Source organism: Ramlibacter sp. WS9 (assembly GCF_003797765.1).
Classification (GTDB): domain Bacteria; phylum Pseudomonadota; class Gammaproteobacteria; order Burkholderiales; family Burkholderiaceae_C; genus Ramlibacter.
The window spans coordinates 380,050-404,898 of record NZ_RKMB01000002.1 but is presented as its reverse complement, the minus strand read 5'-3'; the positions used below and the strand labels follow the sequence as shown (position 1 = coordinate 404,898).

Below are 24,849 nucleotides of genomic sequence, written 5' to 3'. Positions count from 1 at the left end.
TGAGCACTTCAAGTGTCCTTCTTCGCGGGCGCGGCAGCGGGTGCGGTGCGGATGGTCCGCGGGTCCAGTTGCTTGGCCATCAGCTGGTCGATGCGATCGCGAATCGACTTGTCCAGGTCGAGCCGCTTCTCCGTCGCGTTGATGAGCGGCATGATGATCTTGCGGTAGGTCACGGCCAGCTGAAGGACCGCGTCGGCCATCTGCATGGCCGGGTCGGCTTCCGACGGCCCGGGCTTCAGCTCGTCGACCGCGCGGCTGATGTCCAGCAGGGCGTTGGCGACGCGCGTGCTGCCATCCGCGTCCTCGCCGCCGGCTTTTCGCTGGCGCACGAACTCGCCGCAGATCGTCCTCCAGCGCTCCGATTCCTCCGGCGTGGCGCTCCCCATCAACTGGGCCAGCTTGAGCAGGTTTTCCTGCGCGCCGGTGGTGAGGGTCTGCGCTTCGCCGCGATAGTGGTCGCGCAGCAGCCCGTCCAGCTCGGCATCGGTCATCAAGGGCGTGATCTTGCCGGCCAGCTTGGCCATGTTGCGGTAGCTGCCTTGCAGCTTGAACGGCGGCTCGGTGCGGTAGGCGTCGCGCTGCGCGGCCGACTCGATGTAGGCCAGGTTGACCTTGAGCAGCAGGTCCCGCGCGCGGAACAGGCGCTGCAGCAGCGCCTTGAGTTCCTCTAGCTCCGCCTGGCTGTAGCCATGCGTGAAGCTGCCGCCGGCAACGTCTTCGCCCTGCGCGAGTTGCACCAGCCGATACACGTCGGCCGGGTCGCGAGACGCAAGCGGCTGCAGCGCGGCGTTGCTGGTCAGGCTGTTCTCGATGTAGGAGAGCGAGAACAAGGCCTGCTGGCCGCCGAGCACATCGCCCAGGTTGTAGATGTCCGACCGGTTGGCCAGCATGTCGGGGATCTTGAAGACATCGCCGGATTCGGTGTAAGGGTTGCCCGCCATCGCGATGGCGAAACGCTTGCCGCGCAAGTCGTAGGTGCGCCCTTCCCCCTCCCACGTGCCTTCGATGCGGCGCGTTCCGTCGGCGAGGCCAATGAACTTCTGGAGGAACTCGGCACTGGTGTGCTGTATGTCGTCCAGGTACAGCATCACGTTGCTGCCCATCGCCAGCGCGAGGTTGATTTTTTCGAGCTCCTGCCGTGCCGCGCTGTTCGTGGCGGACGCAGGGTCGATCGACGTGACGGCGTGTCCCAGGGCCGGGCAGTTGATGCGCACGAACACCAGCCCGAGCCGGTCCGCCACGTATTCCAGCAGCGTCGTCTTGCCGTAGCCGGGCGGCGAGATCAGCAGCAGCAGACCCATGCGGTCGGTGCGGTTGCCCTCGCCGGCGGTGCCGATCTGCTTGGCCAGGTTGTCGCCGACCAGCGGCAGGTAGGTGTCGTGGATCAGCCGGTTGCGAACGAAGGTGGAAAGCGGCCTGGCCTGGAATTGCCCGAGTTTCAGCCGCGCTTTCTCTGAAGTGATCAGCTCGTGCCGCAGCCGCTGCATCGCGGCGAATCCCGGAACCACACCTTGACGGTGCTCGGCGAACCGGCGTCCGAAGTCGTTCAGGTTGAGCGCCAGCTTGCCTTCGACGATCCGCGGGTGCTCGCTGCGCAAGCCGCTCACCTCGTGATCGAGTTCGGCATTGACGCGCTGCCGCTTCACCGGCACCGCCAGCAGGCCCGCCGCATCGTCGGCCCAGGCAAGCGCCTGCGGTTCGCGGGCTGCTGCGAAAGCCGCAACCCAGCCGCGGGCCAGGCGCCAGCGCTCCGCCGGTGTGGAGGCCTCGATGTCGCGTTGCCAGGCCGCGAGCTGGCCGCCGCGTTCGAGCTCGCGCAGCAGCGCGGCCGCGAGATCCTCACCGGCGCCGCTGATGCACCATACCTCGGCGCCGCCTTCGCTCGCGAGTTCGCGCACCAGGTACGCGGCGGCCTGTGCGCACAGCGCCGAAGCCGGTCCACCCATGCCGTCAACGGCAGTGGCACCCGGCGGCTCGAACGCGATGGCGGCAGCGAAGTCCGACAGTGCATTCGCGCACTCCGTCTCCAGTTGCTTCAATTCATCCGTGGCGCCGAACAGCTGCTGCACCTGGATGGCGGCGCGCGCGCGGCGCTGAAGCGTTTCACGCTCGCCGCCGAAGCGGCCGTCCTGCCAATACAGGAGCGCCAGGGCGCGCTCGGCCGGGCCCCACGCCAGCAGGCCCGCGGCGTCGCGCATGCGGACCAGGGCCGCCAGGATGCGCGCGGCGTCTTCGTCGTGCACGCCCTTTTCGTAGCCTTCCTGGTAGCGCTGGCCGGCGAAGGCGCGCGCCTGCAACAGCAAGCCCGCGTGGCCTTCGTCTCGTTGCGCCGCCTGCTCTTGCAAGAGGCTCCAGTCCAATGCGTCCTGGCCTTGTTGCGCCGCATCGAGCATGCAGCCGGCCAGGTATTCGGCGCGCGCCATCTGCGGCGTCTCGGAAGGCAACGCCTGGTGCCACCACGCTTTCAGCGCGTCCAGCCGCGCATCGGCGGCCGGCACCATGTAATCGGTGCTGGTGATGTGGAAGGCGAGCGACTCGCCCTGCGGTGCCAGCGTCAGGTCCAGCGGTTGCCGGCCGATGGTGAACAAATGGCGTCCGAGCCGCAGCGTGTCGCCGTCCTCGGACACCAGCTCCCGGCGGTCGCGCACGGCGCGCAACGCCTGGTCGCGGCAGGTCTTCAGCCGGGTGTCGACGTCATCGGCCTGCACCTGCGCCTTCACGGCGCGCAAATCGCCGATCAGGTTGCGCAGCTTGGCGATCAGCATGTCCGCGGCGAAGTAGCTGTGAACTTCCTCCAGCGCCGAGAACTGCGCGGTGCGCCGCTGTGCACCGTCAAGGATGCGGCCCGCCGCGTCCATGAGCCCTTGCACGCGCTGCTGGCGCGCCTGCGCCAGGCTTTGCTTGCGTGCCGTGAGCGCTTCGTAGACGGCCTCGCGCTTGGCGGCGATGTCGGCGAGGAACGTGTCCTGCTCGGCGAACCGGCCTTCCAGTTCCTCGAGCTGGGCCAGCAGGCGCGTCAGTGCTTCATCGCATTTTTCCGGCGAGTCCGCGAAGTCGAGCGCGTTGTCCACGGCCTGGCCGAACAGCTTGAACTGCGCGCCGAACTCGGCCGCGGCTTCACGCGAGCCCATGGCCTTGCGCCGATTCCGTGCGTCCGCGCGCAGCCGGTTGATCTCGGTGTACAGCGCGGAGATCCGGTCGAGGATGCCGGTGCGCAGCACAGCGTCACCGCCGGGCAATCCACCCAGTTGCTCGGCCAGCAGGTCCAGCCCCGCGGCGGTCTCGTCCAAGGCCTCCAGCACGATCGCCAGGCCCTGGCTGGTCGATGCGGTCTGCAGGTCGGCCGCGAGCTTGACCAGCGATTGCTGGTGGTTGGCGAAGGCTTTGTCATCGCCCAGGAACTGCATCGCACGTTCGCCGACGCGCTGCTGCTCCGCGGCCAGCGCATTGTTCATCGACTCGATGCGAGCGAGGTCGGTGTAGCGCAGTTCCTTGAGTGTTTCCAGGTGGCCGCGCCTTTCGCGCAGCCGTCCCAGCGCCGAGATGAAATCTTCGGGGCGGCGCCACAGCGTTGCCGCGATCTCCACCATCAGCGCTTTCTGCCGGGCCTCGCCTTCTTCCAGCGCCTTTGCGGTTTCGCGGCGGATCTGGTCGACCTTCTCGAACTCGGCCAACGTGCCGCGCGCGGTATCGCCGATTTCGCGCAGCTCTTTCAGGGGCTCGCCTGCTTCGGCTTCATCCAGCCAGAAATACGCATCGGACACCCGCGTGCACTGGCGGATCAGGTCCTCGTAAGCCGCGCGGGTGGCGACCTGCTCCCGCACCGCGCGTGAGATGCCCATGAGATCGGAAATGCCGCGCACCAGGTCGGCATTGCCGATGCGCGCGAAGAGGCCCGTGCCGGCCCGGGCAGCGCCGGCGTGCTCTTCGCTGGCGAACGCGGTTTGCCACAACTGCATCGGATGCATGCGCGCGGGCTCACTCGCACCGGCCTGGAACACCAGGACCCTGCCGTCCGAGAACATGGCGTAGCCGTTCGCGAAGAGTGGCGCGGCCAGTGTCTTGTCGATCAGGTTGTAGGTGAACAGCGCGTAGTGCCCGCTGCCCGGACGGTAGAAGACGTACAGCACGTCCTCACCGTTGGGCGAGCGCAGCATGCGCTTGAAGCGAAGGTTGTCCGCGACATCGGCGGGCAGGTCGAAGCGCTTGAACTCGCCAGACTGCAGGTAATAGCCGCCGGGAAATACGATGCCGTGGTCTTCGGGTAACTGCACGCAAGATTCGCCGATCGCATCGATGCGTTCCACTTGCTGCGTCCGGATGTTGAACACCAGGTAACGGGTCGACAGCTCGCGATAGGGCTTGACGCGCAGCAGCACCAGCAGGCCCAGTTTGGCGTAGGCGATCTCGGCGTCGGCCAGCGACTGGTTGGCGTCCTCCACCGGCTCGCTGTAGATTCCGCGGCCCGATTCGGTGTTGTTCTCGACCTTGATCGTCAGGTCGCCACCCACCGTTTCGACGAACACGGTGTCGAGGATGTTGACGTGCGGGTGCTTGCCGCCCACATGGTCTTCGCGCGTCGTGGCCGTCCACTCGAAGTCGTGGCTGGGCGGCAGGGCGATGTCGCGCTCGCCGCGGTTGTCCAGGTAGTGGATGGTGCCATCGGCATCCACCTGCCAGCGGAAAACACGCAGGTCGTGCAGCTGCTGGCCGATCTGGAACGCGGCGAGCAGCTTGCCGGGCACGACGCGCAGCTGGATCAGCTGCGCGTTCTTGTAGTAGGCGTACAGCTCCTTGAAGTCGGAGGCAAAGCGCGCATCCTCGAGGAAGCTGCCGGGCAGCGGCACGCTCTCGAGGTCCTGCGCGCCTTCGCGGCTGGCCAGCCGGTACAGCCCGAACACGTCGCCGACAGCGGTTTCCTTGCGCAGGCCGATGAACACGTTGTAGCCGAACAGTAGCTGGTCGCCGATGCGCACGATGTCGCGGGCCACGCAGTTGTTCTCGGTGCGGGCCAGTGTGCGCAGCACCAGCGCCTGCTCGGCCCGGCCGAACTGCGCGAGGCGCGCATCGTTGAGGACCTGCGACTTTTGCCGCAGAGCGTCCCCTTGCGCGGACAGGCGCGTTTTCAGCAGCTCATAGCTGCCGCTCGCGGCGACCAGGCCGGCGGCCGCGTCGGCGGGGGAGGTGGCGAGGGAGGTCGCGGGCGCGTCCATGCGCTGCTACCGCAGGAATTTCTTCATGCTTGGCACCGGTCAGTCCGCCTTGCGGCTGTCCTTGTCCTTGACATCCTTGTTGACCTTTGCGACCAGCGAGGCCAGCGTCAGGTCCTTCAGCTCGCCCGACGATGAGCCCAGCGCGCCCACCAGGCGATTGACGTCGTCGACCATGTTGCGGTCGCCGGACAAATGGTCTTTCAGCGCGATCTTGAGCGTGTCGCTCTTGGCGATGGCGCCGTCCAGCCCCTTGCCGATGGCCAGGGCGCTCACGAAGCGCTCGAAGTAGGCGCCGTCGCCTCCGACCATTTCGATCTTGGCATTGCCCACGGCAGTGCTCAGCACCTCGGCCTGGTCCTTCGCGATGGCCATCTGCGCGTCGATGGCCTTGAGCGTCTCCACGTGGAGTTTTTCCAGCCGCATGCGGAATTCCTCGTGGTCCCGCGTTTCCGGGCTCATGGCCTTCATGGCTTCGAACTTTTCGCGCAGGCCCTTGGCCTCCGCGGAGAAGCGGGCCTGCACGGTCTGGGCTTCGGCCTCGCCGGCCTTGATGGTCGCTTCCGCGCCGGCAGCGCGAACGTGTATCTCGGCCATGCCGAGCTTCTGTTGGCCCTCGGCCTCGGCCTCCAGTTTGGCTTTGAGGCCCGTGGCCTCGGCTTGCGCGCGCGCCTCGATCACGTGGGCCTCGGCCATGCCCTGCTTCTGCGTGGCGTCCGCCTGCACCATCATCACCCGCGCGGCAGCCAGGCCTGGGGCGGCGCCCAGCGCTTCCATGCCCTCGGCTTCACGCTTCTTCGACTCGGCCGTCTTCTCGGACACTTTCAAACGGGCGTCGGCCAACGTCACTTCCTCGGTCGCCTTGTGGCGGGCGCGACGCTCTTGCCCCTCCGCGGCTTTCACCTCGGCAATCAGCTTCTCTTCGGCCTGGCCCTCGGCGATGATGATCGCGGATTTCTTCGTGCGGTCGGCCTCGGCCACGACGCGAAGCTCCTTGATCGCTTCTTCCTGTTCGGCCACCGTGCGTTCGACCACGATCCGCTCGCGCACCACGTCCGCGATGGCCTTGCGCTGCACTTCCAGCGCGCGTTCCTTGTCGATGCGCTGCAGCGCCACTTCCTTCTCGCGGTCCACCACTTCGAGTTCGCGGGCGCGGGTGACTTTCTCTTCCTCGATCGCCACGGCCCGCTTGCGGTTGTTCGCGGCCACTTCCTGCTCGCGGTGCACGTTTTCCTGCTGCACCGACACCAGCTGCTCGCCCTGCAGCCGCGCGAGTTCGGATTTGGTGCGCTCCTCCGCCTGGATCTTGGCGGTCTCGGCTTCTTCGCGCGCGCGGACGGTGGCGATTTCGCGGTGCTGGCGGGCCGTGGCGTCAGAGGCCTGGCGGTCCAGCTCGAGCAATGCTTCCTGCGTTTCCACGTTCTTCTTCTTGATCTGCATTTCCTCGTTGCGGCGCAGCTCGTTGGTGCGGACGTTTTCCACGGCCGTCAGTTCGGTGATCTTCTTGATGCCCTGCGCGTCCAGGATGTTGCTGCCGTCCAGCTTGGACAGCGGCGTCTGCTCGAGGTAGTCGATCGCCGCGTCCTCCAGCACGTAGCCCGACAGGTCGTCGCCGATCTGGCGAATGATCTCGTCACGGAAGTTGTCGCGGGCCTGGTACAGGTCCACGAACTCCATCGACTTGCCCACGGTCTTCAACGCCTCGGAGAACTTGGCCGAGAAGAGGTCTTCCAGAATGTCCTGGTTGGACGCGCGCTCGCAGCCGATGCCCTGCGCCACCTTCAGCACGTCCTCGGCGGTCTTGTTCACGCGAACGAAGAACTTCACCTTGATGTCGGCGCGGATGTTGTCCTTGCAGATCAGTCCTTCGTTGCCGGAGCGGTCGATCTCGATGGTCTTGACCGAGATCTCCATCAACTCGGCCTTGTGGATGATCGGGTACACCATGCAGCCGGTAAAGGTGACCGTCGGCTCCGCGCGCATCGTGTTGACGATCAGCGCATGCCCCTGCTCGATCTTGCGATAGAACTTCGCGAGCATCGCGAACAGGCCGAGGATGAAGATGGTGATGGCACCGGCGGCGACGAAGATGGGTTCCATGAAACTCCCCTGGGGGTGAAGTGGCGGACAGGCAGGTTTGCGGGAATGAAGGCGTTGGCGGCGGCGGTCCGGACTACTACGTCTCGGGCTCGATCAGGTAGCGGGCGGGATCGTCCTGGTAGGCGACGATGCGCGCGGCGGCGCCGCGCTTCAGGTTGTTCGGCGTGCGGGCCCACACCCGGATGTTCAAATTGGCTCCGCGCTGCGCCACCTCGGCACGGCCGGCCTGCTCATCGACGACCTGGGTGAGAACCTTGCACGGTTGGCCCACCAACGACGCATTGTGCTGGGCGGTGTGGGTCACGAACAGGCCGCGCAACGGCTTGATCAGCCTGGAAGTGAGCGGCACCGCGATGGAGAGGCTCGCGAGCGCGAGCAAGGCACCGCCCACGTAGCCAAAGGCGCCCGCCGGCAACAGGGGCAACAACCACATGCCTCCCAGGCAGCTGAGCACCCATGCGATGAGCACGAGCAGGCTGACTGCAATGGAAGTGGGGACGCCCTGCAGGCCGCAAGCCACGACATAGCTGGCGAGCGTGCCGATGTCGGCATCGTTCGCGTGCCCGTCATGGGCTTCGTGACCGCCGGCCTCGAAGTCGACGGCGCCGAGAAGGGCGAGCACCCAGTAGAAAAGCGCGACGACCAGCAGCGTGGTGAAGATCGCTGTGGGGAATGACGCCGCTGTATCCAGGAATCCCATGGTTTCCTCCCGCAAGGGGCTGTCTACTTTCTCATTCTTCTTCGACTGCGACGCATATTAGCCCAACAAGTGCTGCGTGAATCGCACCTACGTGCTGACCTTGATCTTGCGAAAAAATTCTCCGTGAAATATTCATCGGAAATCGCCGGCCCCGCGGAAGGCGGCCGGCTTGCCGGGCTCCGGCGGCGTCACTGTTTGATGTGAAGCAGCGGGTTCTTGCTCGGCCCGAACTTCTCGTGGAGGAACCGCGAGTGATTGAGGAAAGCCTCGGCATCCTGAGAGGCGAGGTCCTCCGTCAACTGCAGCACCTTGGCGCTCAGGTCGTCGACGGTGGCGCGGAAAGTGTCTTCAGCGGTTTGGCCGTTGGCCAGAATCTTGGAGCGCGCGAAACGCGGCGGGATCGACAGATAGGTTTTGAGCGCCTCGGGCAGGTAACTGAGGACGATGTGGCGGGCCTGGAAGGTCTCCTCCAGCGACAGCTTGCCCTTGCTGCGGTCCCACTGTTGCAGCAGCGTCTGCAACTGCGTGCACAGCTCCAGCACGCGTGCCTGCAGGCTGGCCGACAAGCGATCCTCCGGGTTGAAGCTCACCAGCCCGCGCACCGCGTGCAGCGCCTTGTCCATGGCCTCACGCGCGTCGCCCGAGTCGGCGTCGAATTCCAGCTCGTCCCAGGGCGGCGTTCCCAAACGCGGATAGCCGAACCAGAGGCCCGCCACCGCGAAGCCGACACCGTAGCCAAGCGGTGCCAGCAACCACCCGCCCCACAGCGCCATGCCCAGCGCCTGCGGCGCCAGCCCCGCCGTGGCCAGGGCGATGCCGAACCAGTTGGCGGGCGAGGTGAGGAAACGCTCGATGCGACTCATTGTGTCTCCCGACGAGCCGCCTCTAGGGAGACACCGGCCCCCTCGGGGGGCAGTGAGCGAATGCGAACGTGGGGGCTCATTGATACGCTCGGATGTCCTTGAAGACGCCGTAAAGCGGAGTCTTGCGGGCGTCGAAAATCCGCCCGCCGGTGACGCGCACCAACTCTTTCAGTTCCTTCTCGTTGGCTTCGCCGAAAACGACCATGAAGACGGGAATGGCCCGTACGTCTTCCGGTAGTTGCTCGTACGCAGCCTTGAACTGCGCGAAATTGCGGCCGCGGTTGTTTTCCCCGTCGGTGAAGGCAACGACCGAGTATTGGTATTCCGGGTGCTTCTTGCGTTCCAGGTGCATGTTCTGCAACGCCTGCAGCACCGAGTCGTACAGCGCAGTTGAGCCGGTCATCCGCAGCCGTTCGGCATAGTCGCGCACCTGGCCCAGCACTGCCTTCTTGGCTTCCGTATCGGCTTGGACCTGCACGCCGCGGGCCGCGGGCTTGCCGGCCGGCACATGGAACAGCTCGGGCTGGCCCGGCTCGTCGGAGAAGGGCAGCATCCAGATCTTCTCGCGGCTGGTCAGCCGCGCGATGCGCCCGGTCAGCGATGCGTCGTCGCCGGCCATGTACTGCAGGGCCTGCACCAGCTGCTGGCGCCGGCCGTGCGCGTTCATGCTGCCGCTCACGTCCAGCACGAAGGTGGACGCGATCGGCGCGCGGAACTCGTTGAGGTAGGCGTCGATGAGGCCGTCGGCCAGGGCCCGGTCGGGCGAGAACGGCAGTTCGACGAGCATCGCGCCTTTGGGGAACAGGTCGGCCTGCGCGCGCGCGACTTCGCCGTTGACCGGCCGCCGCAGCGTCACCTTGGCCAGCCACGTTTGCGCCGATTCGCCCTTGAGGTAATCGACCACCTTCTGGTAGTCGGCGCGCCGCGCGTCGTTGAGCAGCATGAATGGATAGTCCGCGGTGGCCACGCCTTCGTGCGGATACACCAGGGTCAGCGGCTCCTTGAGACTGCCGGACTGGTTCAGCGACAGCAGCCAGCTTTCATAGTTGATGAAGGCGTTGACCCGGGTGTTCTGTTGTTCGATGAACTTTTCGCTCAGGTACGTGCTGTTGTCGCCCGGCAGCTTGTAGCCCTTGATGAAGGCAGCGATCGCGCCCCGGTCGACATCCGCCGCCGTCAGCGCTTCCGCTTTGCCCGCCGCCGCGGCAGCCACACCCTGTAGGGCCATGAAACCCTGGTTCGAGGTGGCCGGGTTGGACAACGCGTATTTGAGCTTGCCGTCGCGCGCCGCCAAGGCAATGGTCTTCCAGGTGACGCTGGCGGCGGCTTGCGGGTTATCCCAGCCCAGGGTCTTGGCGTGGCTCTGGCTCACGCCCACCACCACCGGCGACAGCATGATCTTTTCCTGCAGCTTCACGCGCGCCTGGCCTTGCGGGCTGGACAGCAGGTAGCGGGCGTTGGCGAACCAGGCGCCGTCGGCGTTGGCGTTGCCGGTCAGCACGGCTTCCGTGCTTTCCATGGTGCCGCCGAAGGTGAAGCGCAGCGGCACGCCCGTGGCCTTTTCCACCATCTGCTCGAGCGGCTGGATGTCGCGCAAGTCGCTGGTGGCCAGCACGCGAAACACCGGCACGGCCACCTGGGCGGCGGGAGCAGGCGCCGGGGTTGGCGCCGGAGCCGGGGAGGCCGGGCGCTCGCCGCAACCGGCGAGTGCAACGGCGAGCAGCAGGCACGCGCTGCGGATCCAGGACACGGTCATGAGCAACTCCTGTGAGGGATGGATACGCCGGGCGCTAGCGGCCCATTTCAGCGGCGACGACGTCGATCATCTCGGCCATGATTTCATAGCTGGGCGGATCGATGACCTGGCTGACCCGCTCTTCCACCGCCAGGCCCGCGCCCTTGGCGGCGCGGGCGAAATAGGCGGCGTCCCCGATGCGAAAACCGTAGTCCACCGCCAGTTGCTGCAACACCGGGTCGGTACTGAGCGCTTCGCCCAGCCCCTTGGACTTTTCATTGGTGGCCAGGAAGACGACCTTGTTGAAGATGGTGGGCTGCGGGTAGAGCAGCACCATGTCGGGGCCGACGCCCTTCTTGGCCAGTGCGTAGCTCACCATCTGGTTTTCGTAGATGAAGGCCAGCGGCGTCTTGCCGATGCCGATCGACACGTAGTCGTCGAAGTTGCCGTTAACGTAGTTCTCCTGGTAGCCCTGGCGCTTGAACAGTTCGGCCGCGCGCCGCGCGACCTTCTGCGCCGCGGCGCGGTCGCTCACAACGTCCCCGCCGTTGATGGCGTGACTGACCAGCGCGAGGTACATCGCGGCGGAGTTGCTTCGCCGCACGTCGGTGGTGGAAACGAGCACGCTGCGTCCGACGTCATAGGCTTGCGAGCCCTGCAGGTCCTTCCAGCGTTTGCGCTCCAGCATGACCGCCACCAGCTTGGCCATGTCGACGCTCCACACCTTGGGCTGCGTCTCCTTCGCCATGCCATTTGCGGCAAGCAGCTGCGCCACCGGCGTCCACGAGGCGATGACCAGCGGCGAATAGAAAGGCGAGTAGGCGGTGGTGGTGACGTTGCCCTTCTTTGCCGCGTCGCCGATCTGGTTGGCCGCCACCACGCCCGAAGGAAAGAAGAAGTCGGGCATCTGGCCGGGCACGGCCCGCGCCGCCATGTCGCGTGACCCGATGCGGGTGACGCTGACCCTGTAGCCGCGTTCGGCGAGGGCCTGGACGACCTTCGGGTCCTTGAAATAGGGCTCGACGTCCAGCGCGATCAAGCCGGTGAGTTCGACGATCTGCGCCGGCCGCGCCGCGGCCGGCGGCGACAGGCGCTGCTGCTCCGTCCGTTGAAACGAGAACCACGCAGCCCCGCCGAATGCAGCCAGCAAAGCGATGGTCACGATGATTCTTGTGGCCTTTTTCATTCTTGCCCTGTAGTCTGGGGTTTATAGCGCATAGACACTGTTTTGCCGCACAGGGTCCACCGTCGATCGACTTTGAATCAGTGTCGCAAAGTTTGGCTGAAAAGAGTATCGAAAATCGATACCTTTTCGGCATATTGATGGCATCCAGACAAAATTATGCGACTTCCTGGTCTGCACCATCCACACTCCCCCACATGTTCAACCACCTCCAAGAGGTCTCCATGCAAGTCCTGATTCACCGCGATTCCAAAGCCTGGCAACTGCAGGTTTGGGTGTCCTTCGTCATTGCCGCTTTTCTCTGCGGCGTCGGCCTGGCGTACCTGCCCGGCAAGGACCTGGATCGCGCCTTCATGATCATGGGCTACTTCTTCTGCCTCTCGGCCGCCTTCGTGCTGGCCAAGTTCGTGCGAGACAGCGAAAAGAGCAAGGCCGAAGGCCGCGTCGCCGACACGCCCATGTTCCGCGTCGTGGTCTGGGGCGGTTTCTTCCTGGCGATGGCGCTCACCGGCTGGGGCCTGCTGCGCATGGAGGTCAACGAAACCTACAAGGCTTTTTTGGGCGTGAGCTGGCTGTACCTGATCACCTGCACGTTCACGTTGGCCAAGACGCTGCGTGACGCGCACGAAGCCGACCTGAACGAAGCGCGCCGCCAAGGCCGGATGTCGCGCGACGCGGCCGACGCCGCTGCATGATCCATTCCCATTTTTCGAAGGAACCTCCAAAATGAAGAAGAGTTTGATCGCCGTCCTGGTCGCCTTGAGCGCCGTCATCGCGGCGCCGGCCCGCGCCCAGAGTGAGGCGTCCGCCGTGAGCGCGCTGTCCGCATTGCCGCTTGCGTCGGTGGTCGTTGTCGGCGCCAGCGCAACGGCAGGGGCATCGCTTGCTGTGCCGGCGATGCTGTCGGCGGCCGGCGCGGTGTTCGTCATCAAGGCCATCGAGGTCGGCGCGCTGAGCACGGTGTACGTGCTGGAACGCGCCTCCGATGGCGCTCGCGTCAGTGTGGAGGTCGCCGGACGCGGCATGGCCAACGCATCGATGGCTGCCGGCACCATGGTGACGGTGAGCGTGATCGGAGCCGGCGTGATCCTTTCCGTCGCCGGCGAAGCGATCGCCTTCGTGCCCAACGCCCTGGGCCGGGCGTTGCTGCACAACGAACGTCTGACGGACTGAGGCGGCGATGAAGCACACCCTTATCGCCGCGGCAGTGGCGGCCGCGGCCCTCACCACCCCTGCGGCGCATGCCGGCCGCTCCTGCGAGTCCAAAAAGCCCGGCGCACAGACGATCGAACGCGGACTCGTGCTGGCGGAGCGCACGGCGGCCGCCCTGGACGCCAGCGGCGCCGACGTCGTGGTACTGGCCCGCGCCGGACAGGACCTGAGCAAGTACGGCCTGCGTTACTCGCATCTCGGGTTCGCCTACAAGCAACTGGGCCCCGATGGACGCGGCGCGGTCTGGCGCGTTGCGCACAAGCTGAACCACTGCGGCACCGCCGATTCCGCGGTCTACCGCCAGGGCCTGGGCGAATTCTTCCTGGACGACTTGTGGCGCTACGAGGCGGCATGGGTCGTGCCGTCTCGCGAAGTGCAGCAGAAGCTGTTGCCGGTGCTGCAAGACAACGGGCGCGTGGCCGCGTTGCACCACAAGCCGTACAGCATCGTCAGCTATGCCTGGGGGCAGCGCTACCAGCAGTCCAACCAATGGGCGATCGAAACGTTGGCTGGAGCGATGCAACCCGGTGTGCCATCGCGCGGCGGCTCGCAGGCCTGGCTGCGCAATGCGGGCTACGAGCCGTCGACGCTTAAATTGGGGCCGCTCACTCGGCTCGGCGCCCGGGCGAGCGCGGCCAACATCGCTTTCGACGACCACCCTTCCGAAAAGCGTTTTTCCGACCGCATCGAAACCGTCACCGTGGACTCCGTGTTCCAGTGGCTGCAGCGCTCGGGCCTGGGCGCCGCGCCGGTCAGCATGCGATTGAATTGAGAGAGGAGCTGTGAACCGCCGCGGCTACACGCCCCGCGCCCGGTCTTGCTTGAACCGCTGCACGAACGCCGCGAAAGTACCGGCGTCCAGCGCCTCGCGAATCTCGCGCATCAGGTTCAGGTAGTAGTGCAGGTTGTGAATGCTGGCCAGCATCGGCGCCAGCATCTCGCCGCAGCGCTCCAGGTGGTGCAGGTACGCGCGCGAGAAACCGCCCGATACTGTGCCGTCGGCGGCGGTGCTGCCCTTGCAGGCGTAGCAGGTGCAGGTTTCGTCGAGCGGCCGCTCGTCGGTGCGGTGCTTTGCGTTGCGAAGCTTCAAGTCGCCGAAACGCGTGAACAAGTGGCCGTTGCGCGCATTGCGGGTGGGCATCACGCAGTCGAACATGTCCACGCCATTCGCGACGCCTTCGACCAGGTCTTCCGGCGTGCCCACGCCCATCAGGTAGCGTGGCTTGTTCGCCGGCAGGCGGTGCGGCGTGTGCGCCATGATGCGCAGCATCTCTTCTTTCGGCTCGCCGACGCTGACGCCGCCGACGGCGTAACCGGGGAAGTCCATCTCGACCAGCGCGTCCAGCGACTCTTCGCGCAGATGCTCGAACATCCCGCCTTGCACGATGCCGAACAGCGCGTTGGGGTTTTGCAGCCGCGCGAATTCGGTCTTGCAGCGGTCCGCCCAGCGGCGGCTCAGCTCCATTGAAACGCGCGCCTCGGCGTCCGTCGTGATGTGGCCCTTGGTGTCGTACGGGGTGCACTCGTCGAACTGCATCACGATGTCGCTGTTCAGGAGCGTCTGGATCTGCATCGAGATCTCGGGTGTGAGGAACAGCTTGTCGCCATTGACCGGCGAGGCGAACTTCACGCCCTCTTCGCTGATCTTGCGCATCTCGCCCAGGCTCCAGACCTGGAAGCCGCCGGAGTCGGTGAGGATCGGCTTGTTCCACGACTCGAAGCGATGCAGCCCGCCGAACTGCTTGAGCACGTCCAGGCCGGGACGCATCCACAGATGGAAGGTGTTGCCGAGGATGATCTGCGCGCCCATTTCCTCCAGCGAGCGCGGCGTCACACCCTTGACGGTTCCGTAGGTGCCCACGGGCATGAAGATGGGCGTTTGCACCACGCCGTGGTTCAGCGTCAGGCGGCCGCGGCGGGCATGGCCGTCGGTCTTGAGAAGTTCGAATGAGAGCATGGGGGTTCAGGCGGTCCTGTCCAACAGCATCGCGTCGCCGTAGCTGAAGAAGCGATAGCGCCGCGCGATGGCGTGGCGGTACAAATCCATGATGCGATCGTAGCCCGCGAAGGCGCTGACCAGCATCATGAGGGTGGAGCGGGGCAAGTGGAAGTTGGTGACCAGCCGGTCGACGACCTTGAATTGAAAGCCCGGTGTGATGAAGATGTTGGTGTCGCCACTGGTCTCGCCCGTGGCTGCCCACGACTCGAGCGTGCGAACCGTGGTGGTGCCCACGGCAATGACGCGGCCACCGCGTGCGTGTGCTTCTTCGATCGCGAGCCGGGTTCCGGCGGGCACGTCGTAGCGCTCGCGGTGCATGGTGTGGTCGGCGATGTTGTCGACCTTCACCGGTTGGAAGGTGCCGGCGCCCACATGGAGTGTGACGCTGGCGCGCTGCACGCTGCGCGCTTCGAGCTGCGCGAGCAAGGCCTCGTCGAAGTGCAACGCGGCCGTAGGCGCTGCAACGGCGCCGGGATTCTTGGCGAACACCGTTTGGTAGCGTTGCACGTCTTGCGCACTGTCGCCATGCTCGATGTACGGCGGCAGCGGCACGTGGCCGTGCTGCTCCATCAAGGCATAAGGCTCGTCGCTGAGCGAGAAGCGGAACAGAGGTCCGTCGTCGCCGGGCCAGCGGCCTTGCAGCGTGGCGCTGAACCCGCCAACCATGGCGAGTGTGGTGCCCACGAGCGGCTTCTTGCTGACCTTCATGTGGGCCACGACTTCGCGTCCCTGCAAGACGCGTTCGATCAGCAGTTCCACCTTGCCGCCGGTGGGCTTCTCGCCGAAGAGGCGGGCCTTGACGACCTTGGTGTCGTTGAAGACCAGCAGGTCGCCGGCTTCGAGCAAGGCGGGCAATTCGCGGAAGATGCGGTCGACGGGTGCGGCGCCCGTGCCATCCAGCAGGCGGGAGGAGCTCCGCTCGGCAGCTGGATGCTGGGCGATCAGTTCGGGGGGCAGGGCGAAGTCGAAGTCGCCGGTGGTGAAGGTGCGCATGCGCTTGAGGGCCGGACGGACCCGTTCCAAGTGGTTGGGGAAGAGAAGGCAGAATTGTCCCATGCCCGACACCAAGGCCCCCAAAGCCGCATTGAGCGAGCCGCAAAAGGCCCTCATCAAGCTGGGCCTCGTGCGCGACATCGACCTCGCACTGCACTTGCCCCTGCGCTACGAGGACGAAACGCGTGTGGTGAAGCTGCGCGATTGCCGCGAAGGCGATACCGCGCAGTTCGAGGGCACGGTCACGGCTTGCGACGTGACTTATCGCCCGAGGCGGCAGCTCGTTGTGACCGTGGACGACGGCAGCGACACCTGCGTGCTGCGCTTCTTCAATTTTTATCCGTCGCAGCAGAAGTCGCTGGCTGTTGGCACGCAGGTGCGCGTGCGCGGTGAGCTCAAGGGCGGCTTCCTGGGCTGGCAGATGGTGCATCCCACGTGCAAGCCTGCCGGCGGCGAATTGCCCACTGCACTCACACCCGTGTACTCCACGGTCGCCAGCCTGCCGCAAACCTACCTGCGCAAGGCGGTGCTGGGCGGCCTGGCGCGCGCCGACTTGTCGGACACGTTCCCCCCCGGCGTCACCGAAGCACTCAAGCCGTTGGTTGGGGCCCCGCGCGAGGCGCTCACTTTCCTGCACCAGCCCGGCCCGGAGGTGCCGCTGGCGAGTTTGGAGGACCGCAACCATCCCGCGTGGCAGCGGTTGAAAGCGGAGGAGCTGCTTGCGCAGCAGCTGTCGCAACTGCAAAGCAAGCGCGAGCGCGAGGTGCTGCGCTCGCCCGCCCTCGCGGCGAAACCCGGCGGGCTGCATGAACAGCTGCTGGGGGTCTTGCCGTTCCAGCTGACCGCGGCCCAGCGCCGTGTGGGGGAGGAGATCGCGCAGGATCTCGGTCGCAACCTCCCAATGCACCGTCTCTTGCAGGGCGATGTCGGTTCGGGCAAGACCGTGGTGGCGGCGCTCGCGGCCGCGATCGCCATCGACGCCGGTTGGCAGGGCGCACTGATGGCGCCCACGGAAATCCTGGCGGAGCAGCACTTTCGAAAACTGATCGGCTGGTTGGAGCCCCTGTTCGCGCCGAAGGGATTGCGTGTGGCGTGGCTGACCGGCAGCCAGAAAAAGAAGGAGCGCACCGAAATGCTTGCACTGATCGCCAGCGGCGAAGCCGCGCTCGTCGTCGGGACGCACGCGGTCATCCAGGACCTGGTGCAATTCAAGAACCTCGGCTTGGCCATCATCGACGAACAGCATCGCTTCGGCGTCGCGCAACGACTGGCCCTGCGCGCCAAGATGAAGGACACAGGCCAGGAGCCCCACCTGCTGATGATGAGCGCGACGCCGATCCCGCGCACGCTTGCGATGAGCTACTACGCCGATCTTGACGTTTCCACGATCGACGAGTTGCCGCCGGGCCGCACGCCAGTCATCACGAAGCTGATCGCCGATTCGCGCCGTGACGAGGTGACGCAGCGCATCCGTTCGCAACTGGCCGAGGGGCGGCAGGTTTATTGGGTTTGCCCGCTGATCGAGGAAAGCGAAGCGCTGGACCTGACCAATGCCACCGCCACGCACGAAGCGCTGAGCGCCGCCCTGCCGGGCGTGATGGTCGGCCTGCTGCACTCGCGGATGCCGGTGCCGGAGAAGAAGGCGGTGATGTCGCTGTTCACCGGTGGGCAGATGGGTGTGCTGGTATCGACAACGGTGATCGAGGTGGGCGTCGACGTGCCGAACGCGTCGCTGATGGTGATCGAGCACGCGGAGCGCTTTGGCCTGTCGCAGCTGCACCAACTGCGCGGCCGGGTCGGGCGTGGCGCTGCGGCGTCAGCCTGCATTCTGCTGTTTTCCACCGGGGAGAGCGGCCGCCTGGGCGAGACGGCACGGGCGCGCCTGAAGGCGATGGCGGAAACGGCCGACGGTTTCGAGATCGCGAGGCGTGACCTGGAGATTCGCGGCCCCGGCGAATTCCTGGGCGCACGCCAATCCGGTGCGCCGTTGCTGCGTTTCGCCGACCTTGCGACCGATACGGAGCTGCTGGCGTGGGCCCGCCAACTGGCGCCGATGATGCTCGATCGCTATCCTGAACTCGCGGAAAAACACACCGCGCGCTGGTTGGGAGGAAAATCGGAATTCCTCAAGGCCTAACCGTGACCCTCACCGAACTCAAATACATCGTTGCCGTCGCCCGCGAAAAGCACTTCGGCAAGGCCGCCGAAGCCTGCTTCGTTTCGCAGCCGACGCTTTCGGTGGCGATCAAGAAGCTCGAGGACGAGCTCGAGGTCAAGCTGTTCGAGCGCAGCGCGAATGAAGTGACGGTCACAGCGCTGGGCGAGGACATCGTGCGCCAAGCCCAGAGCGTGCTGGAACAGGCCGCGAACATCAAGGAGATCGCCAAGCGCGGCAAGGACCCGCTGGCCGGGCCGCTCACGCTGGGCATCATCTACACGATCGGCCCTTACCTGCTGCCGGACCTGGTGCGACAGGCGATCTCGCGCACCCCGCAGATGCCGCTCATGCTGCAGGAGAACTTCACCGTGAAGCTGCTGGAGATGCTGCGCACCGGCGACATCGACTGCGCCATCATGGCCGAACCGTTTCCCGATACCGGCTTGGCCGTCGCCCCGCTGTATGACGAGCCCTTTCTTGCGGCGGTGCCCAGCACGCATGCGTTCGCGGCGAAAAGCACCATCACCTCGCAGGAGTTGAAAAGCGAGACGATGCTGTTGCTCGGCAACGGCCACTGCTTCCGCGACCACGTGCTGGAAGTCTGCCCCGAGTTCGCACGCTTTTCCAGCGACGCCGAAGGCATCCGCAAGAGTTTCGAAGGATCGTCGCTGGAAACGATCAAGCACATGGTGGCCGCGGGCATGGGCGTGACGCTGGTGCCACGGCTCTCCGTGCCAAAGGAAGCGCTGGATCCCAAGCCGCGGCGCCGCAAGGACGACCAGTCCTTCGTCAAATACATCCCCTTCGACGGCGACCCGCCTACCCGCCGCGTGGTGCTGGCCTGGCGCCGAAGCTTCACCCGCTATGAAGCCATCGCGGCGCTGCGCAACGCCGTATACGCCTGCGAACTGCCGGGCGTGAAGCGGCTGTCCTGAGCTCATCCGCGCCCGCCGCCGCCCGTGCTGCCGGTGTGCGCCGGCTTCCCTAGAATCGCCACGATGAATACGCTCTACCAGCCAGGGATTTTCGAGTCCGTGCCCGCCGTGGCACGGTACGTCCTGTTCAGCTTGACCGAGCAGGGGGCGAACGCCCAGGCCATCAAGGATGCCCTGGGCCGCCTGTCACCGCTGGCGAATGGCAGCGACGTCGTGATGGGCATGGGCCCCTCGCTCGTGGCCGCGCTGGGCGTGGAGGTACCCGGGCTGCACGAGCTGGCCGAGATGTCGGGCCATGGCGTCAAGGTGCCCTCCACCCCCGGCACGCTGTGGTGCTGGGTTCGTGGCGACGACCTGGGCGACCTGCTGCACCTCACGCGCAAGGTGCAGAAGGCGCTGGCCCCCGCGTTCGCCATCCGCCATGTGGTCGACGCCTTCCGCCATGCGCTTGGCGAGAGCGGTCACGGGCACGACCTGACTGGCTATGAGGACGGCACCGAGAACCCTGTGGGCGAGGCGGCGGAGGAAGCGGCATTCGTGCATGGGCAAGGCGAGGGGCTGGACGGCTCCAGTTTCGTTGCCGTGCAGCAGTGGGTTCATGACCTCGACGCTTTCGAAAAGTTGGCGGATGACGAACGCGATCACCACATCGGCCGGCGCCTCGCAGACAACGAGGAGATCGACGACTCGCCGACCTCGGCGCACGTCAAGCGCACGGCGCAGGAAAGCTTCGATCCGCCGGCCTTCATGCTGCGCCGGTCGATGCCGTGGATGATGAGCATGCAGGCCGGCTTGATGTTCGTCGCCTTCGGCCGATCTCTCTATGCCTTCGAGACCCAGATGCGCCGCATGGCGGGCCAGGAAGACGGGGTGGTCGATGCGATCTTCGGCATCTCCAAGCCGGTGAATGGGGCGTGCTTCTGGTGTCCGCCGATGCGGGATGGCAAGCTGGATCTTCGCCAAGTCGGGCTGTGATGTTGCGAGAGAAACTCGATCTGTACCTGGACCTGATCCGCTGGAACCGGCCAGCCGGCTGGCTGCTGCTTCTATGGCCGTCGCTGAGCGCCCTGTGGATCGCCGCCCATGGGTTTCCGGGCTGGCACCTGCTGGCGGTGTTCACGCTCGGAACCATCCTCATGCGCAGTGCCGGCTGCTGCGTCAACGATGTGGCCGACCGCGAGTTCGACCGGCACGTCAAGCGCACTGCTCAGCGCCCGGTGACGCGAGGCGCCATCGCGCCGCGCGAGGCGTTGTTGCTGGGTGCGGCGCTGGCGCTGGCCGCTTTCGGCCTGGTGCTGACCACCAACGCGGCCGCCATCACGTGGTCGTTCGCGGCGCTGGCCATCGCCATCGTCTATCCCTACGCCAAGCGATTCGTCTCGATGCCCCAGGCGGTGCTGGGCGTGGCGTTCAGCTTCGGCATCCCGATGGCGTTCGCGGCTGTGCAGTCGCGCGTGCCGCTGGTGGCGTGGGTGCTGCTGTTGGGCAACCTGTTCTGGGTGGTCGCCTATGACACCGAATACGCGATGGTGGACCGCGACGATGACATTCGCATTGGCATGAAGACATCGGCCATCACCTTGGGTCGCGCAGATATTGCTGTGGTCATGCTCTGCTACGCAGCCTACCTGGGCATTTGGGCGGCCGTGCTGATCGACCGGATTCCTCTGGCTATCGTGCTTTTGACGACGGTAGCGGCAGCCGCGCATGCCGTCTGGCACTTCACGCTGATACGAGGCCGGGAGCGCGAGGGGTGCTTCAAGGCCTTTCGCGTCAACCACTGGCTCGGGTTCACGGTGTTCGCCGGTGTCGTCGCCGGCTATGGACTGAAGTAATCGGCTGAAAATGGTCAGGCGCCGAACTCGTCGCCCAACTCCTTGGCACGCTGCCGCGCCGCGTGCAGAGCCTTCACGAACCGCGGCTGCACTTGGTCCTGCTCCATGGAAGTGATGGCCGCATAGGTTGTGCCGCCCTTGGAGGTGACGCGCTGGCGAAGCACTTCGGGCGGATCGTCGGACGCTTGCGCCAGTTCTGCGGAACCCACGAAGGTCGCGACCGAGAGCTGATACGCCTGCTCCCGCGTCAAGCCCATTTCGACGCCGGCTTGGGTCATGGCTTCCAGGAAGAAGAACACATAGGCGGGGCCCGAGCCGGAAAGCGCGGTGACGGCGTCGAGGTGCGCTTCTTCCTCCACCCACAGCGACGCACCCGTGGTGGCGATGACTTGCTCGACGCGCGCCTTGTCGCCCTGCGACACGCCGGGGCGCGCGAACAGCGCTGTCATGCCTTTGCCGACCAAAGCCGGCGTGTTGGGCATGGACCGCACGATGCGCTCGGTAGCAAGCCACTGAGCGATGCTGTCGGAACGAATGCCGGCGGCCACGCTCAAGTGGAGCGCGTTGCCGGTGTACGGCTTGGCCTGGGCGGCGGCATCCTTGAACGTCTGGGGCTTGACCGCCCACACGACCAGCTGCGCGCGCGCCAGTGCGGGGCCTGCTGCGGCCTGTGCGGTGATGCCGAACTGTGTGCGCAACTTGTCGCGCGCCTCGGCGAAAGGCTCGACCACTTCGATTTCCGCGGCAGACAAGCCCTGCCGGATCAGCCCGCCGATGATGGCGCTGGCCATGTTGCCGCCACCGATGAAGGCGATGGCTTGCGAAGTGTTGTTTTGCGTGGTGCCGGTCATGACTCAAGTCTATCGCCGGCGCCCTCGGGTTCTCCATGGAAGCGGCGAGCAGCGTGTCGTAGAGAATGAGGCGCATGAATCGACAGCACCTGGTTTCGCAGCTGGCGCGCACCATCACCTATGACGTCGCGATCATTGGCGGCGGTGCGACGGGCCTGGGGGTGGCGCTGGACGCTGCGGCCCGTGGCTTTTCGGTGGTGCTGGTCGAGGCGCATGACTTCGCCAAGGGCACGTCGTCGCGGGCCACCAAGCTGGTCCATGGCGGGGTGCGTTACCTGGCACAGGGCAACATCGCCCTCGTCCGCGAAGCTCTGCACGAGCGCACGACGTTGCTGAACAACGCGCCGCACCTGGCGCAGCCGCTGCCGTTCGTGATGCCTTCGTATCGCTTCTGGGAGACGCCGTTCTATGGGGCGGGCCTCAAGATGTACGACGCGTTGGCCGGCAAGGCGGGCCTGGGCCCCACGGAATTCCTCAGCCGTGAGCAGACGCTGGCCTGCCTTCCCACCGCCTTGGCAAAGGGGTTGAAGGGTGGTGTGAAGTATTGGGATGGCCAGTTCGACGACGCCCGCCTTGCTCTGGCGCTCGCCCGCACGGCCGCGTCGCGCGGGGCCTTGGTCGTCAACTACTGTGCGGCGACCGGATTGCGCCACGAAAGCGGCAAAGTGGTGGGGCTCACCTGCAAGGACCAGGAAACGGGGCGAGCCTTTGACTTGAGCGCGCGCTGTGTGATCAATGCAGCAGGTGTGTGGGTTGACCAGTTTCGCCAGAAAGACGGGGATGCGATCGGCCGGCCGGTCAAGCCGATGGTGGCGCCCAGCCAGGGCGTGCACATCGTGGTGGACCGGGAGTTCCTGCCCGGCGACCATGCGCTGATGGTGCCCAAGACAGCGGACGGGCGTGTGCTGTTCGGGGTTCCGTGGCTGGGGAAAATCATTCTGGGAACGACCGACACGCCCCGGAACGACCTCCCGGAAGAGCCTCGTCCGTTCAAGGAAGAGCTGGAATTCATCCTCCAGGAGTCGGGCCGTTATCTCAATAGAGCGCCTGCGCGCTTAGACATCCGCAGCATGTGGGTCGGCCTGCGACCGCTGGTCAAACCTCAGGGGGAGGACGGCGACGACACCAAGGGTCTCAGCCGGGAGCACACGGTTCTCGTCAGCCGCAGCGGCCTGGTCACTGTGACCGGCGGCAAGTGGACGACCTACCGCGCCATGGCGGAAGATGTTCTGGACAAGTGTGTTGAAAGGGGTTTGCTGGAAAGAACCAGGTCGGGAGTGACTGCTGACTTGCGCTTGATCGGCGGGGACGGATTGCCGGCCAAACGTCCCCGCATCAGCGACGCCCAGGGCCCCCATTCCTACGGCAGTGAGGCTGCAGAAGTCGCCGCGATGACGGGCGCCGGCAGGGAACTGGGCGCCGGACTGACCGAAGCGATGGTCCGGTTCGCCGCGCAAAAAGAATATGCCCGGACGGCAGAAGACGTGCTGGCCCGGCGCTGGCGCCTGCTGTTCCTGGACGCCAGGCTGGCCGGGTCATTGGCAGCCGAGGTCGGCGCCATCCTGCAGCAAGAGACAGGAGTCGATCCGCAAGTGAGGGCTTTTCAGGATTTGGCGCGGCTTTATCTCGCCTTTCCTTCGTAACCCGTTTGACACCCGCCCGAAGGTTTGCCATAATCGCGGGCTGCGCTTTAAAAGCGCGCAGATGAATGTGTGCCTCGTGGGGTACATGACCCGCCTAATCGAAGGCTGCTTTTCGCGAAGCGAAAGCGGCTGCCGACAGGCCCAAGACTGACCTGGAGCGATCCAGGTACAAGTTGGGAATATTTGAAATGATCCAGACAGAATCCCGGCTCGAAGTCGCCGACAACACCGGTGCGAAGTCCGTTCTTTGCATCAAGGTGCTCGGCGGTTCCAAGCGTCGCTACGCAAGCGTTGGCGACATTATCAAGGTGAGCATCAAGGAAGCCGCGCCCCGTGGCCGCGTGAAGAAGGGCGAGGTCTACAGTGCCGTCGTCGTTCGCACCGCCAAGGGCATCCGCCGCTCCGATGGCTCCCTCGTCAAGTTCGACGGCAATGCCGCCGTGCTGCTCAACAACAAGCTGGAGCCCATCGGCACCCGCATCTTCGGCCCGGTGACGCGCGAGCTGCGCACCGAGAAGTTCATGAAGATCGTGTCCCTGGCCCCTGAAGTTCTGTAAAGAAGGACGCGTCATGAACAAGATTCGCAAAGGCGACGAAGTCATCGTGCTCGCGGGCCGTGACAAGGGCAAGCGTGGCAAAGTGGTGCTGCGCAAGGACGATGACCACGTCATCGTCGAAGGCATCAACATCGTCAAGAAGCACACCAAGCCGAACCCGATGAAGGGTGCGACCGGTGGCATCGTCGAGAAATCGATGCCCATCCACCAATCCAACGTGGCGATCTTCAACGCCGCCACGGGCAAGGCTGACCGAGTGGGCATCAAGACCGACGGCGACAAGCACGTTCGCGTCTTCAAGTCCAGCGGCGAAGAAATCAAGGCGGCATGACCATGGCACGACTGCAACAACACTATCGCGAGAAGGTGGTCCCCGAGTTGACCGCCAAGTTCGGCTACAAGTCGCCGATGCAGGTCCCGCGCCTGACGAAGATCACCCTGAACATGGGTGTCTCGGAAGCCGTCGCCGACAAGAAGGTCATGGACAACGCCGTGGCCGACCTGACCAAGATCTCCGGCCAGAAGCCGGTCGTGACCAAGGCCAAGAAAGCCATCGCCGGTTTCAAGATCCGCGAAGGCCAGGCCATCGGCACGATGGTGACGCTGCGCGGCGAGCGCATGTGGGAATTCCTGGACCGTTTCGTCACCGTGGCCCTGCCGCGAGTGCGTGACTTCCGCGGCATTTCCGGCCGCGCTTTCGACGGCCGTGGCAACTACAACATCGGCGTGAAAGAGCAGATCATTTTCCCCGAGATCGAGTACGACAAGGTCGACGCCCTGCGCGGCCTGAACATCTCGATCACGACGACGGCCAAGAACGACGAAGAAGCCAAGGCGCTGCTCGCCGGCTTCCGTTTCCCCTTCAAGAACTGAGG

The 24,849-nt window shown here is 65.5% G+C and carries 20 protein-coding genes; 11 read left to right on the top strand and 9 right to left on the bottom strand.

What is annotated here, in order from left to right:
* Window positions 1-8 precede the first annotated feature (8 nt).
* From EEB15_RS04980 to EEB15_RS04955, 6 genes are all read right to left on the bottom strand, one after another.
* Window positions 9-5,213, bottom strand: a complete 5,205-nt coding sequence (locus tag EEB15_RS04980; protein ID WP_141508413.1) for a DNA repair ATPase — start codon at window positions 5,211-5,213, stop codon at window positions 9-11.
* Between the two features lie 39 nt (window positions 5,214-5,252).
* Window positions 5,253-7,310 carry a flotillin family protein gene (locus tag EEB15_RS04975; protein WP_141508412.1) on the bottom strand — a complete coding sequence of 686 codons (2,058 nt, stop codon included), beginning with the start codon at window positions 7,308-7,310 and terminating at the stop codon, window positions 5,253-5,255.
* Between the two features lie 76 nt (window positions 7,311-7,386).
* Window positions 7,387-8,010 (bottom strand): ubiquinone biosynthesis protein, encoded by a 624-nt coding sequence (locus EEB15_RS04970; RefSeq protein ID WP_141508411.1) that lies wholly within the window; start codon window positions 8,008-8,010, stop codon window positions 7,387-7,389.
* Window positions 8,011-8,198: 188 nt separating this feature from the next.
* A complete protein-coding gene (locus EEB15_RS04965; RefSeq protein WP_141508410.1) occupies window positions 8,199-8,873 on the bottom strand; it encodes a hypothetical protein in 675 nt (224 codons plus the stop codon).
* Between the two features lie 76 nt (window positions 8,874-8,949).
* A complete protein-coding gene (locus EEB15_RS04960) occupies window positions 8,950-10,629 on the bottom strand; it encodes a VWA domain-containing protein (protein ID WP_141508409.1) in 1,680 nt (559 codons plus the stop codon).
* A gap of 34 nt (window positions 10,630-10,663) precedes the next feature.
* Window positions 10,664-11,794 carry a hypothetical protein gene (locus EEB15_RS04955; protein WP_158289990.1) on the bottom strand — a complete coding sequence of 377 codons (1,131 nt, stop codon included), beginning with the start codon at window positions 11,792-11,794 and terminating at the stop codon, window positions 10,664-10,666.
* A gap of 221 nt (window positions 11,795-12,015) precedes the next feature.
* Between EEB15_RS04955 and EEB15_RS04950 the strand changes: the two genes are divergently transcribed.
* The 3 genes from EEB15_RS04950 to EEB15_RS04940 are packed head-to-tail and all read left to right on the top strand — an operon-like array spanning window position 12,016 to window position 13,775.
* Window positions 12,016-12,486 (top strand): YiaA/YiaB family inner membrane protein, encoded by a 471-nt coding sequence (locus tag EEB15_RS04950; protein WP_141508407.1) that lies wholly within the window; start codon window positions 12,016-12,018, stop codon window positions 12,484-12,486.
* A 31-nt stretch (window positions 12,487-12,517) separates the two neighbouring features.
* Window positions 12,518-12,964 (top strand): hypothetical protein, encoded by a 447-nt coding sequence (locus EEB15_RS04945; RefSeq protein WP_141508406.1) that lies wholly within the window; start codon window positions 12,518-12,520, stop codon window positions 12,962-12,964.
* Between the two features lie 7 nt (window positions 12,965-12,971).
* Entirely contained in the window at window positions 12,972-13,775 is an 804-nt protein-coding gene (locus EEB15_RS04940; RefSeq protein ID WP_141508405.1) for a DUF2145 domain-containing protein, read from the top strand.
* Between the two features lie 24 nt (window positions 13,776-13,799).
* On the opposite strand, the gene tgt is transcribed toward EEB15_RS04940, so the two are convergent.
* Both tgt and queA read right to left on the bottom strand, forming a co-directional pair.
* Window positions 13,800-14,960, bottom strand: coding sequence for a tRNA guanosine(34) transglycosylase Tgt (gene tgt / locus EEB15_RS04935; protein WP_141508404.1), 1,161 nt, complete (start codon window positions 14,958-14,960; stop codon window positions 13,800-13,802).
* A gap of 6 nt (window positions 14,961-14,966) precedes the next feature.
* Window positions 14,967-15,995, bottom strand: a complete 1,029-nt coding sequence (gene queA, locus EEB15_RS04930) for a tRNA preQ1(34) S-adenosylmethionine ribosyltransferase-isomerase QueA (RefSeq protein ID WP_141508621.1) — start codon at window positions 15,993-15,995, stop codon at window positions 14,967-14,969.
* 61 nt (window positions 15,996-16,056) lie between these two features.
* Between queA and recG the strand changes: the two genes are divergently transcribed.
* From recG to ubiA, 4 genes are all read left to right on the top strand, one after another.
* Entirely contained in the window at window positions 16,057-18,132 is a 2,076-nt protein-coding gene (recG, locus tag EEB15_RS04925; RefSeq protein ID WP_199236453.1) for an ATP-dependent DNA helicase RecG, read from the top strand.
* 2 nt (window positions 18,133-18,134) lie between these two features.
* On the top strand, window positions 18,135-19,088 hold the full coding sequence (locus EEB15_RS04920; RefSeq protein ID WP_141508402.1) for a LysR substrate-binding domain-containing protein: 954 nt from the start codon (window positions 18,135-18,137) through the stop codon (window positions 19,086-19,088).
* A 63-nt stretch (window positions 19,089-19,151) separates the two neighbouring features.
* On the top strand, window positions 19,152-20,063 hold the full coding sequence (locus EEB15_RS04915) for a Dyp-type peroxidase (RefSeq protein ID WP_141508401.1): 912 nt from the start codon (window positions 19,152-19,154) through the stop codon (window positions 20,061-20,063).
* Window positions 20,063-20,923 (top strand): 4-hydroxybenzoate octaprenyltransferase, encoded by an 861-nt coding sequence (ubiA, locus tag EEB15_RS04910; protein ID WP_141508400.1) that lies wholly within the window; start codon window positions 20,063-20,065, stop codon window positions 20,921-20,923. Before EEB15_RS04915 ends, ubiA begins: the two co-directional genes overlap by 1 nt.
* 14 nt (window positions 20,924-20,937) lie before the next feature.
* Here the strand turns inward: ubiA and proC are convergent, their stop codons facing one another.
* Complete coding sequence (gene proC, locus EEB15_RS04905) at window positions 20,938-21,774, bottom strand: pyrroline-5-carboxylate reductase (RefSeq protein WP_141508399.1); 837 nt, start codon at window positions 21,772-21,774, stop codon at window positions 20,938-20,940.
* A gap of 74 nt (window positions 21,775-21,848) precedes the next feature.
* Between proC and EEB15_RS04900 the strand changes: the two genes are divergently transcribed.
* The 4 genes from EEB15_RS04900 (at window position 21,849) to rplE (ending at window position 24,847) form a co-directional block, all read left to right on the top strand.
* The gene (locus EEB15_RS04900) at window positions 21,849-23,417 is read left to right on the top strand and encodes a glycerol-3-phosphate dehydrogenase/oxidase (protein WP_141508398.1); all 1,569 of its coding nucleotides are present in this window, start codon (window positions 21,849-21,851) and stop codon (window positions 23,415-23,417) included.
* A 188-nt stretch (window positions 23,418-23,605) separates the two neighbouring features.
* The gene (gene rplN, locus EEB15_RS04895; RefSeq protein WP_048438475.1) at window positions 23,606-23,974 is read left to right on the top strand and encodes a 50S ribosomal protein L14; all 369 of its coding nucleotides are present in this window, start codon (window positions 23,606-23,608) and stop codon (window positions 23,972-23,974) included.
* Window positions 23,975-23,987: 13 nt separating this feature from the next.
* The gene (gene rplX, locus EEB15_RS04890; RefSeq protein ID WP_141508397.1) at window positions 23,988-24,305 is read left to right on the top strand and encodes a 50S ribosomal protein L24; all 318 of its coding nucleotides are present in this window, start codon (window positions 23,988-23,990) and stop codon (window positions 24,303-24,305) included.
* A gap of 2 nt (window positions 24,306-24,307) precedes the next feature.
* Window positions 24,308-24,847, top strand: coding sequence for a 50S ribosomal protein L5 (rplE, locus tag EEB15_RS04885; RefSeq protein ID WP_141508396.1), 540 nt, complete (start codon window positions 24,308-24,310; stop codon window positions 24,845-24,847).
* Window positions 24,848-24,849: the final 2 nt, after the last annotated feature.